Origin of the sequence: Enorma massiliensis phI, assembly GCF_000311845.1 — a bacterium.
Lineage (GTDB): Bacteria > Actinomycetota > Coriobacteriia > Coriobacteriales > Coriobacteriaceae > Enorma > Enorma massiliensis.
Genome location: NZ_HE978574.1, coordinates 755225 through 768028, shown reverse-complemented (window position 1 = coordinate 768028; position 12804 = coordinate 755225). Strand labels below are relative to the sequence as shown.

The 12804-nt window shown below is 64.6% G+C and carries 5 protein-coding genes; all 5 read right to left on the bottom strand.

What is annotated here, in order from left to right:
• The coding region (locus tag HGEM_RS03120; protein WP_019127946.1) for a biotin--[acetyl-CoA-carboxylase] ligase at positions 1–651 on the bottom strand (651 nt) is incomplete at its 3' end.
• A gap of 279 nt (positions 652–930) precedes the next feature.
• A complete protein-coding gene (gene dnaE, locus HGEM_RS03115; RefSeq protein ID WP_019127945.1) occupies positions 931–4722 on the bottom strand; it encodes a DNA polymerase III subunit alpha in 3792 nt (1263 codons plus the stop codon).
• 348 nt (positions 4723–5070) lie between these two features.
• Entirely contained in the window at positions 5071–5592 is a 522-nt protein-coding gene (locus HGEM_RS03110; protein WP_019127944.1) for a DUF3284 domain-containing protein, read from the bottom strand.
• Positions 5593–5650: 58 nt separating this feature from the next.
• Positions 5651–9343: a UvrD-helicase domain-containing protein gene (locus HGEM_RS03105; protein WP_019127943.1), complete on the bottom strand. Its 3693-nt coding sequence runs from the start codon at positions 9341–9343 to the stop codon at positions 5651–5653.
• On the bottom strand, positions 9343–12645 hold the full coding sequence (locus HGEM_RS03100; RefSeq protein ID WP_019127942.1) for a PD-(D/E)XK nuclease family protein: 3303 nt from the start codon (positions 12643–12645) through the stop codon (positions 9343–9345). Before HGEM_RS03100 ends, HGEM_RS03105 begins: the two co-directional genes overlap by 1 nt.
• Between the last annotated feature and the right edge of the window lie 159 nt (positions 12646–12804).

Below are 12804 nucleotides of genomic sequence, written 5' to 3'. Positions count from 1 at the left end.
GCCAGCATAGGCAAGGAGCTCGTTGTAGACGTCCTTGATGCCGGTAAGGGGCGCAGCGGCGCTCCCCGCTTTGCCAACACCCTCGGTCCACATCGCCACCGCCTCGAGTATCGAGGCACGTATCACCTCGGCAAGCTCATCGAGCGACGGCGCCTCTGATCCTTCGGGCATGCAGTCGACAAGGCCCGCGATGGGCAACGCATTCGGGTCGCGCCATTCCATCTTGATGGACTCATAGTTGATGCCAAGACCGCATACCGCGAGCTTCTCACCGGACGACCGACCGAGCTCCACAAGGATGCCTCCGAGCTTACCCTTGGGCGTCACGACGTCGTTTGGCCACTTGAGCTGCACGCCCTCGCACCCAATCTGCTCTAGGGCGTTTGCCACGCCAATGCCGCATGCCACGGGAAGGCCCGATAACACCCGGTCCGGCACCTTGGGTTTGATGAGCACCGAGAGGTACAACCCGCCTTCGGGCGATGTCCACCCATGCGATCTGCGCCCTCTGCCCGATTGCTGCACGCGCGCGCGAAGAGCCGTCCCCTCGGGAGCGCCGGCGCGGGCGCGCTTCATGAGCTCCTCGTTTGTGGAGTCGACCTCATCGAGCACTTCAATCGCATCAAAATCGTCGTAGCGAGCGTCAGCCATGGCCAGCCTCCTGCGTATTCGTCTGTGTTGTTTACGCCGCAGCAACGCCTCAAGCGCTGCGATTAGGACTGTTGTACCCAGCTGCGCACGCCTTTCGCAGGCACATCGCCACTTGCAGCGGCATCAATCCGGCGAACGCTCAAAATCCCAAGGCGAGCGGCCCCGAAGCAACGGTCGAACACTTCGTCTCGCTCACTATCCTCCCTGAGATAGCGCGCCGTCCATCCACCTCGCTATGCGAACGGCCCCGAACCGCATAGCAGCTCGGGGCCGGGGTACCTAGATGACCGTCACGCGGCCGCGCTCGCCCACGATGGCCTTCGTCTCGGCGATGAGCGGGATGGACTTTGCATTCACGCGCGTGGGAATCTCGGCGCGCATCGTTTGGCCGTCGCTTTGCTCCACGAAGATCTCGACGCGGTCGCCACCCGGGTTGGTGGTGAGCACCGCAGCGAGGCGCGCCATGCTCCCCTGGCTAAAGCGGGCGCTTGGAATCATGATCTCCAGCACCTTGGGCCGGTTGACCTCGTCGTTCAGCTCGAGCGGCAGCACTTCCTGCGCGATAATCTGGTCGCTGCGGTCGCTCCGCTCGATTTTTCCCCGCACGCGAATGAAGGCATCCGAGAGCACCGCACCCGTTTCGGGATCCGTCTCGCCATACAGGAAGCCCTCGCACTCCTTATACGTCTTGGGGAAGATGACGATGGTCGCCTCGCCTTCCATGTCCTCCAGGCGCACGATGGCCATAGGGTCGCCATTCTTGGTCACGCGCTTAGAAACCTCGGCGACCATGCCCGCAAACCAATAGGGCTTGCCCTCGGGGATCTCTTGGTGCACCGTCGTATCGCTGCCGGGCACACGCCGGTCGACGCCGGTGTCGATCTGCGTGAGCGTGAACTCGCGCGCCTTGGAGAGCGCGTATTCATACGGGCGCAACGGATGGTCCGAGACATAGATGCCGAGCACGTCGCGCTCAGCCGAGAGCTTCATGTGGCGGTCCCATTCCTGGCCGTCGGGCTCGGGTACCGCGACCTCGAAGCCGGAACCGTCAACATCGCCGAACATGTCGAAGAACGACATCTGCCCCTTCGCGCGGTCCTTCTGGCGCTTGGCGGCTGCATCGATGATGTTCTCCGGGTTGCCCTTATCAACGAAACTCATGAGCTGGCGACGCGTGTAGCCCGTGGAGTCGAAGGCGCCGGACTTGATAAGCGCCTCGATTACGCGGCGGTTCGCCTGGCTCGAGTCGACGCGGTCGACGAAATCGTGCAGGTTCTTGAACGCGCCGCCGCGCGTGCGCTCGTCGATGATTGCCTGGGCCACGCCCTCGCCCACGCCGCGGATGCCCGCGAGGCCGAAGCGAACGCCCTCCGCCGTTGCCGTGAATTCCTTACCCGATTCGTTCACGTCTGGCGGCAGCACCGGGATGCCGTCGTGGCGGCAGGCGCTCACGTAATGCGTGATCTTCTCGGTCTTGCCGGTATACGAGGTGAGCACGGCCGCCATGTATTCATGCGGATAATGTGCCTTCAACCAGGCCGTCTGCATGACGAGAATGGCATAGCCGGCGGAATGCGACTTATTGAACGCGTAGGATGCGAACTCGAGCACGTCGTCCCAGATGCGCTGGGCCGTCTGACGCTTGTAGCCGTTCCGCTCGGCGCCGTTCATCCAGTGGTCGTAGATGGTCTCCTCGTGCCCGTCTTCCCAGCTGAAGACCTGCTCGGTGAGCATCTTGATCTTCTTCTTGGCCACGGGCTTGCGGATACGGGAGTCCGATTCGCCTTTGGAGAAGCCGCACATCTCGACCGAGATGTTCATGACCTGCTCCTGGTAGACCATGGTGCCATAGGTCTCGCCCAGGATATCGTCAAGGCGCGGATCGTACGAGACGGCAGGCTCTTTGCCGTTCATGCGGTTGATGTAGCTGGCTACCATGCCAGCACCCAGGGGGCCCGGGCGGTACAGGGCGATCAATGCGACCACGTGCTTGTATTCCGTGGGCTTCATGTTCTTGATGGTAGCCGTCATGCCGGCAGATTCGACCTGGAAAACGCCGGCGGTATGGCCGCCCTGCATGAGCTTGAAGATCTCCGGGTCGTCGAAGGGGATCTTGTCCACATCGATATCGATGCCATGGTTGGCCTTTATGTTGGCCTTCGCCTTAGAGATGACCGTGAGCGTGCGCAGTCCCAGGAAGTCCATCTTGAGGAGGCCCATGTCGGCGACCGTATGGCCTTCGTACTGGGTAATCTCCACGCCGCCCTTGGTGTCGAGCTTGGTGGGCACGTGCTCGTTCACCGGGTCGCGGCAGATGAGCACGGCGCACGCATGCACGCCCTCGCCACGCGTGAGGCCCTCGATGGAGAGCGCCGAATCGATGATGCGGTGCGCATCCGGATCTTTGGCATACGCCTCGGCAAAATCGGGGTTGAAGTTCTCCTCATGCCCCTCGACCTTGTTGAGCACCTGCTTGAGCTTGACCTTGGGGTCGCTCGAAATCATCTTGGAGAGCCGCTGGCCCACATACACCGGATAGTCGAGCACGCGGGCAGCGTCGTTGATCGCCTGCTTCGCCTTGATGGTCGAGTAGGTGATGACGTGCGTGACCTTCTCGGGGCCGTACAGCTGGCGGACGTGCTCGATTACCTCGAGCCGCCGCTCATCGTCGAAGTCCATATCGATATCGGGCATCTCGGTACGCTCGGGCGAGAGGAATCGCTCGAACATGAGGCCGTTCTCGAGGGGATCGAAGGTGGTGATGTCCATGGCATAGGCCACGATAGCGCCGGCGGCGCTGCCACGGCCCGGGCCCACGCCGATGCCGTTCTGCTTGGCCCAGCGTACGTATTCGGCCACGATGAGGAAGTACGCGGCGAAGCCCTTGTCGCAGATGACCTTGTATTCGAATTCGAAGCGCTCTTTCACGGAGATGCCGTTTATGACCCTGGTCTCCCAGTCCTCTCCATAGCGCTTGGCGAGGCCTTCCTCGCACTCGCGACGGAACTGGCTCTCGTGCGTCTCACCGGGGTCTAGCAACGGGTAGCGCGGGAGGATGATCTTTCCCCACTCAAGCTGGACGTCGCATTTCTCGGCAATTTCAATCGTGTTGTCACATGCCTCCGGGCAGTACGGGAAGAGCGCGCGCATCTCCTCTTCGGTCTTCATGTAGAACTCACTGCCATGCATGCGCATGCGGTTGGGGTCGTCTACCTTGGAGTTCATGCCGATGCACATCATGATGTCCTGCACCGGAGCGTCCTCGCGCGTGAGGTAATGGAAGTCGTTGGTAGCTATGACCTTGACGCCCACCTGCTTGGCGATGTCGATGAGCTGCCGGGAAAGCTGCTCGTCGGTAAGGCCTCGGTCGGTGGTGATGCCGTGGTCTTGGATCTCGATGTAGAAGTTCCCCGGCTCAAAGGTATCACGGAAGGTTTCCGCCCACCGGATGGCCTCGTCGAGCTGGTTGCGATCGATGCACGTGGGGATGATGCCCGCGATGCATGCCGAGGTGGCGATGAGCCCCTCGCGATGGCGGCGCAGATTGTCGAGGGTCACACGGGGCTTGTAATAGAATCCCTGCGTTGCGGCCTCGGAGACCGTCTGCATGAGGTTCACGTAGCCAGTCTCGTTCCGGGCAATGAGGATCATATGGTAGAGCTCGGGCTTGCGGTCGCGCGAAAGCGTCTCGTCTGGGGTGAAATAGACCTCACAGCCGAAGATGGGCTTGATGACCGGATCGGGCTTGGTGCCCTCGAGCGAACCCTCGGCCTCCCATGCGGCGCGGTCGCGCTCCCATTGGGCGCGTGCCTTGTCGTCCTCGGGCGCCTCGCCGAAATCCCCCTCGGCGAAGGCGGTCTTGTCGTGCTTCCACTGCTTGAAATCGAGCGCGGCGTTGTTCACCGCGTCGCATGCGAGACCGAGCTCCGGGATACCGTACATGTACCCATGGTCGGTGAGCGCCACGGCGGGCATACCGAGCTCGACCGCGCGGTTGACCATGTCGCTCACGCGGGTTGCGCCGTCGAGCATGGAATATTCAGAATGGTTGTGAAGGTGAACGAAGGCCACGGTGCATCTCCTTAGGTATGTGCTGGTACGACGAACATGCTTGATGCGGAAGCGGCACAGGCGCAGGCGTGGTACGGGTGCGGTGCGATATTGGCCATCCGATTCCGGAACCCGATTCTACCGCACGGGGCGGACACGATTTCGAACAATTGTGCGATGCTCGGAAGCACCACAGCGTGTTCGATAGATGGTGCGTAGGGACGGCTCCCTGTGCGGCGCTCGCCCTCATAACGCACTCCTTGCACTTGCGGGCAGCTTTTCGCGAGAAATCGCTTTTTATACCCCCGCTTTTCTGCGATTTTGCGCCCGTTAGCTGAGCAGGGGGGGTGGCAGGGGAACGCACGATGCCTATTCCGCTTGCTCCTCACCCTCGGTATCCGCCTCGGGGCCATCTTCGAGCTCAACGAGCTTGGGGTTGTTCTCACGCGCCTTGCGGTCGCGCACCGCCATCTCTTCGATAGCCTTGAGCGTCTTCACGGCCCGACGGCGAATGCGGGCATCGTAGAGCTTGCGGTTGATGGTGCCCCTGATGCCCTTGTCGGACCCGCCGCGGGCCTCGAGCTCCTCCGCGTATTCGATGGTGAGCGAGCCGTCGCCCACCTCGATAACCTGGTAGCGCAGGGTGTTCACACCGGTGGCATAGGTGAACCGAACCTCATAGAGCTCAGGGTAGCGGTAGTGCTTGACCTTCACGTCCATGGGCGTGCCGCCCTTGCCGCCGCCACGCGCACGCTTCTTGTACTTGAAGCCGTTGAGCTTGGCGCGCGAGATGTCTTTCCCCGTGGCCTCCTTGATGTCTGCGAGAATCGATTGCTCGATCTGATCGAAGAATTCCTCGGCCGTGATCGAGAGTGTGCGTGTGATCTGCATGGCAACCTTTCAGCTGTCTCGGCCGCGCGCCGGAAGCCCCAGGCACGGCGCGCATTCCCTATTGCTCGTACCTTACCACCTGAGGCTCTCCGGCGTGGGCGGGATCTTCAATCTCGACGCGGACGAAAGCGAGGGCAACGCGCGAGAAGCCGGCGCGGTGCAGCACGTCGGCATACACACGCGCCTGAAGCTCGTGCTTCCTCTGGAGCTGCTCGGCTGTCTCGTTCGCTCTGCCACCCGTCTTGTAGTCGATGACGAGCGCCTCGCCGGGGCGCGCCGGATCGGTAGCGAGAGCGTCGATGGCGCCCTCGGCGTACGCGCCGAAGCGCTCGCGCGCCTCATCCATGCCAAGGCTGAAGAACGGCACCTCGGCGCGAACCTGCGGCCAGGAGAGCAACTCGGCACGGACCCGCGAGCCCTCCCAGCGAGCAAGTGCCGTCGCGAGGCGTTCACGTTGGGCCGGGCTCACGCCCCAATAGCGCACAAGAGCTTCGATGCGCTCGACCGGCACGCTATCTGCACCCGTCTCGATAAGCCATTGAGCTGCCGCGTGAAACGCAGAACCCAGGGCGGTGGGGTCGTCCGAAGAAGCGGGCTCAGAACCATGGGGACGGCGCGAGGTCGCCTCACCGGCCGCATCGTCCTGCTCGCCATCAGGGAACTGCGCGCCCGGCTCGCCAAGCGAGAACTCATCTTCGCCCGCCGCCTCTACCGGCGCTGCCGAGAAGCGGTCCTCCCCCTCCTCATGAAGCTCGGCAGCCATCGAGGTATAGCTGTAGGAATCTCGAGCGACCGGCTGAAGCGGGAGCGTCGCGGCATCGACCGTTGCCGGCCGCACCAGCAGCACCTCGCGCGTTGCGGGTTCGGGGGCGCTCATGGGGCAAGAGCCCTCATCGAGCGCCGCGCTACCGCCGGTACCGCCACCGGTGTCCATGCCAACAGGCTCGACGCCGGCCGTTCCCAGCGGGTAATCCTCAGCATGGAACACAAGCTGCGGACGCTTGGCACCGCCGCTCTTCGAGGGATACTTGAGATCGTCGAGTAGCACCATCTGGAAATCACCGGCATGGGCGTCGTCGAAATCGAGCCGGTCGGCACCGAGGTCGGGCAGGCCGCCGTTCTCGGCGTCGCTCGGAAGAATGCGCGCGAGCACCTCGCCCACGAGCGACGTGCCATGCCCCGGCTCGAGCTCTGTAGCGGCGCCGGCGCCCATCGCGAGGATGGCGACCTCGCGAGCTCGCGTGATGGCGACGTACAGGAGGCGCGCCGCCTCCTCGTAGTCCAGGGCGTTACGCTCATCCCGCATGAAGACGAATGCCTCCGAGGCACGGGAAGGCACAGCGCCCTCCCCCGCCGGCGCGGCGTCTTCACCAGAATCGAGCGCGGGCAACTTGAGCAAGTCTTTGTCCGAGGCAGGTTCGAAGCGGTTGGGCAGCGCCGACCAAAGCGTCGTGCCGGCGCGGTCGCAGAACTGGATGCGATCGCCGTTCGATCGGATGCCGTCGCACTCAGCCACCGCGACCACCGGGAACTCGAGCCCCTTCGAAGCATGTACCGTCATGATGCGCACCGCGTCCTCACCCGCTCCGGAAAGCGCTGCGGGAGATTCTTTGACGTGGGCGATGTGGTCCGCGAAGGCCCGTGCGACGAGGCGCGGGGCGAAGGCGCGGCCCTCCTCCTCTTCCGCCACGATCGCGAGCGCCTTGAGCACGTTCGCCGCCACGGCATGCTCCTGGGCGCCGCCCTTCTCCAGGCGGTCGAGCCAGCCCGAATCCGCCACCGCATCGCGCACGATCTCGGACGTGCGGTCGCGGCCGGCTCGCGAGGCGGCGCGCAGCAGCACCTCGCGCATGCGGTCGAGCACGGGCAGCTGCCCGAATTCCTCCATGATGGGAGCGAGCAAGAGCACCTCGCCGGTAATGGAGCGCGTGTCGGTTATGCCCGTCTCGGCATTAACACAGGTGGACAGCGCCAAAAGCTCAGTCGCGCCCAGGTTGAACATCGGCGAGGTGACAAGCGGCGTGATGCCGTTTTCACCATCGTCGGGATTGGCGAGAAACGCGAGGAACGCACCGATGACCCCCACCTCGGGCGCCCTGCGGAACACCGAGGTGCCGCCCGAGACCACGCAGGGCATGCCCGCGGCGCGCACCGCCTGGGCGTACGTGCTCGCCTTGGTGAGGCGAGCCATGAGAATGACCATGTCGCTCGGGGCGAAACCCTCTTCGTCGTGCAACCGCTTAAGACGCGCTGCCACCGCCGCCGCTTTCGCCTCGGCGCGCGTGTCGGCGGTGCCGCCGCACACGAGGACCGCCTGCCGACGAGAGGTGCCCGGGCCCACCGTGCGCGCGCCGCGGCGCGTTTCCTCACCGCAGGAGTCGAGGTGCAGGAAGTCCCTGCCAAGCGGGTTTGCGCCCTCGCCCCCGAAGATGCGGTCGGCATAGGAGAGGATGTCCGCATGGCTGCGGTAATTGACATCGAGACTGCACACGGTGCCGTTGCCCGAGGCCTCGATATCGCCCTTCTTATTTCGGAACACCGAGACATCTGCGCCGCGGAACCGGTAGATGGACTGCTGGGCATCGCCCACCGTGCAGAGCTCGCGCGCATCGGGGCTGCAGAGCAGGCTCACGAGCTCCACCTGCTGCTGGGCGGTATCTTGGAACTCGTCGACCATCACCATCTTGAACTTGCCGGAAAACTCAGCCTGCACGCGCGGGTCGTTCTTGAGCGCCTCGTAGGCGAGCGTGAGCAGGTCGTCGTTATCGAGCACCGACCGATCATGTTTGAGCGCGCGATATTCGGCATCGACCTCTGCCGCGAGCGGCATGAGCTCATCGAGTGCGCCCGCACGCAGGGCGAGGTAGGATTCGGCGAAAAATGCCGGACGCGCCGAACGGACCGCATCGACGAAGCTCTTCTCGTCTTTGCCCATGCCGCGCACCTGCTTGGAGAGCTCGCCGCATGCGGCGTAGCAAGCACGGAGCGCCGACAGATCGCGCGGGGATGCGAGATAGGCGTCGAGCGCCTCGACGGCAGAGCGCGCTGCGGCGCAATTCGCATAGGACGGGGTGTCGGCAATATCTCGATAGGCTTCATACAGATCGATATGCGACGGATGCGCCTTCACCTGCTCGAACGCCTCAAGCCCACCGATGAGCGTCGACACCTTCGAGAGGGTGGCAACGAGGATGGAGAGCAAGCTCGAAAGGCTCATCGACCCATCTTGCGACTCAAGTTCAAATGCCTCGAGCAGCTCGTCGAAGGGCCCTGTGCCGCCGACATCTTCCGCCGTCACGCGCCTCAGCACGTGCTCGACGGCGAGGCGCTTGAGATCGTCTGCATAGCCCGCGACCGTGAAAGCGGGGTCGACGCCAAGATCGAGCGCATGGGCCCGGATGATGCGCGAGCACATGCCATGGATGGTTGAAATCCACGCATTATCGACCTTCTCGGCCTCGGCATCGAGGCCCTCCTCGCGAAGCGCTGAACGGATGCGCTCCTTGAGCTCGGTCGCCGCCTTGTCCGTGAACGTGATGGCAAGCACCTGGTCGATGCTATCGAGAAAGGCTTCGGGCCGATCGGGATCTGCCCATTGGTCGCGCGGCTTGGAGCCCGGCTTGAGCGCATAGAGCACGCGCTGGGTGAGCGTGAAGGTCTTGCCGGAACCGGCGCCCGCCGAAACGAAGAGCGGCCCTTCGAGCGTGCGCACGATGCGCTCCTGCTTTGCCTCAAGGGTTACCCGTGCCATCAGCGCCTCTTTTCGCACATCGTGAGCGGACAGAACGAACAGGAGTCGGCTGCGGGGCGCGGGGCGATGGCGCCCGCCTCGAGCGCATCGAGCTCACGGGCAACCCCTTCCTCCACCGTATCGAGCAGCGTCTTGAACTTGAGGAAGCCATCGTGCTTCGCGGTACGCGAACGCGGGGGCTTGACGCCGGGATAGCCCGAGACGGCATCGTGCGGGAAGGCCGGGGGCTCAGAGGCGGTAAGGGAATCTGCCACCGCGCCGGCGACCTCGGGACCGCGCGTTGCGAAGTAGACGGCACCCTGCGCCGAACCCGCCCCCAGGTGTTCCAGGGCTTGGGCATAGATAAGGGTCTGGACCTTGGGGGCGCGATCCGCGTCGCGGCCCGGCAGCCATCCCTGCGGCAGCTCTTCCCCTTCGTCGAGCATCATGGTGGGATCGGGGCATCCAAGCTCGCGCACGGAGGCTCGGTTCTTGTAATCGATCACCACGAAGCGCTCCCCGAACCCGGCATCCTCTGCCGTGTCGATTCGGTCGATGCGACCGCCGAGCGCACGGCCCGCATAGGTCACGCCCTCTTTGTCGAAGGAATACTCAAACTGCGAGGGAGTGAAGATGGAGAGCATGTCCGCCTCGTAGCGCACGACTTCATGCAGCTTGGAAAGCATTGCGTCCAGCCGGTTGCGCTCGAGTTGGTCGAGCGGGACAAGCGGCCCGCGAATGGCGCGGGGCCGCTCTTCGCGCGCATATTTCCCATGCGTGTACTTGCCGCGCAGGTGGTCCGCACGTATCTCGATGAACGCCTGGTCCATCTGGATGAGGCAGGCGTCCACGGTCTCAGGCCGCACGCGCATGAGGCCCTCGTCGATGAGCCGCTCGTGGAAGCGCTGCATGACATCGTGCACGAAGTTACCCATCTCGATGGGGCCGAAGCCCACATCGAGGCGCCGGGTGGCGGCGCGGTTGCTCACGAGCCAGCGGTAGGGGCACGCCAGGTAGTTCTCGATCTGAGAGGCGGAAAGCGTGCGCGGCACCGTGCGCGAGCCGAGGCTCCGCTCGGGCAAAAGCAGGAAGCGGTTGAGCTCTGGAGCTAAGGAATGCTCGCCCGCTGCGCCAACTGCATCGCGGCGGGCGCCCACGCCCCCGGCGAGGTCGAGATTGGCAAACAAAGCCCCCTCGTTGGGCAGCTTGCCCAGCGTGCAATCAAGCGCGTCGAGCGCGCGTATGGCAGCGGCGCACGGAGCAGGCGACCCGTCAAGCGCGGCCGCAGCGCCCTCGATGGCAAGGGGAAGGCCGAGCACGCAGGCACCTTGCCCCCTCTCGCCCGCCGCAGCCTTGGCCTCGGCATAGACGAGCGCCGGGTAGCGCTCCTCCGCTTGCCGGTCGTTCGCAACATAGCCGAATACGGCAACCTGAGCGGATTCCGCGGCATGACGGAACCGCACGCGTTGGCGCTCAGCGGGCTGCGCGGAGATGCCAGCGCACCCCAATTTCTCGGCAAGCAGCGTCAAGGGCGTATCGCGCTCCGCCAAAGGATAGGACGAAGCATCCGCATCGAGCAGGAATGCGACCGCACTCGATGCGGGGGTAGAGGACGCCAGCGCATCCAGCGACCGAAAAGCCACGGTCGGCTGCGTCTGTGAAGCACATGAACCGTCCGGGCATTCGCCCTCGGAGCTCCGCGGAGCCAACTGCTGCGCATAGCGGACGGTAAGCTCGGGCAAGGCAAGGTACGCCTGAGACTCAGCGACGCCGAGCTCGCGCGCCTCGTCCATGAAAGCCTGGGCAGCCTCGAGCGCCGCGAGCTCCATCTGCTTGGCGGCGAGCCCCTCCGTCCCAAAGGCGGCAAGAGGCGCCGACGAAGCGCATGCCGCCATGAGCTGGAACGCGCGAGAGTATGCGCCGTCGTCGAGCGCATCGACAACGGCTTTGACCGCGATGGGCCGCCGCTCGCGCCCGCTGCGCTCCGCAAGCTCGCGCTCGCGATTGAGCTCACGGCTCTGGAGGCTATCGAGTTCGCGCATGAGCGTTTTCTTGGTGAGGCTGCGCGTCTTGCGCAGGCGCGTATCGAGCATGCGGGCGATACGGGGCGCACCCGAGGCAAGGCCCGAAAACGGAGAGCGAATCCAGTCGGGAATCTCGGGAGCAGGCCACCACGCACTCGCCTCCTCGCCGTTCACGCGCTCGAGAAAATCGGAGAGCGCCGCGACGGCCTGGCCGGCGCGCGTATCGCGAAACGCCAGCCGGACCTCGAGCGAGGACGCAATCCCCTGAGCAGCAAGACGCGGAGCAAGGTCACGGAACATGCCGGCGGGATCGGGAGCGGCAACCGCCACGGCGGGCGCAGGACAGGCGCTCTCGGCGCCTCTTGCCTCGCGTGCCGCTGCAGAGACGATCAGGCCGTACGCCGCCTCGCGCGCCGAGGGCCCGCAGACCTCAGCGAATCGCAAGGGGATACCGGGGCGCGAGGCGTCCCCCGCACTCAGCTGGGCTAGAGCTGCCACGCCGTGGGCGGCAACGCCGAACCTCTGGGCGAGCGCCTCGGCCTCGGCTGCCGCCTCGAGCTCGAGCACTATGCGCACCGTTCCGCCCGAAGCAACGGCACCGATGAGCTCAAGCAGATATTCCGGGAGTTCGTGGACGCCGCGCAGCACAACGGCGCCCGCGCAGGCCGGCAGGCGCTCCGCAAGCCCCTCGGAAAGCACGGCCGCAGCCGAAGACCCTTCGATAAGCCCCAAATCTTGCAGAGAGCGAGCGTAGCGCTCGAGGGCGCGAACGATACGCCGCTCAGAAGCCGAGCAGGTCGCACGATCGGCGCGACGTTCGATGTAAGGAAGATAGAGGCGCGCCGCGCGGGCGATCATCTTGATCATGCCGGGGGTGCAGAAGTCCTCCGCCGCATACTCCGCAGGAGCTGAAACCTCGCCCTGCGCACCCCCCGCGAAGGCCGTCCCCTCGCCACACGCGCTCCCCACGGAAGCGGCCCCCTCGCCCCGCATGCTCCCTTCTTCGCGGTCGCATAGAAGGGAACGGGTCGCGAGCAAACGGCGCTGCGCGCCCGATACGATGCGCCCGCCGTCGCCCATAAGCTCCCACAGCGACTGAATCCATCCGTCGGGAGTCGTAACATCGATGCCAACGCCGCAACCGGCATCGGCAAGCGCGCGGCGACACGCGTCGCGCACGCTGAAATCGGGCACGATAAGCGTCACGCGGCCAGAGCTCTCCAATAACCCCTCAAGCGCCCTCAGCTCTTCCGCGCCGAGCTGTACCGACAAGGGAATGCGATCGATTTGGATGGACATGGCCCTCCGTTCAACGTCTTCGCATCATATCCTACACGCCCATGCGGACAAAAAGCGGCGGTCCCGGCATTCCCTGCAAGCAACCTCTCCTTCAGAAGCGTGGCGAAGCAATGCCAGGAGCATGGCTTTTGGCCGAGTATGCCCCTGCGGCGAACGGGG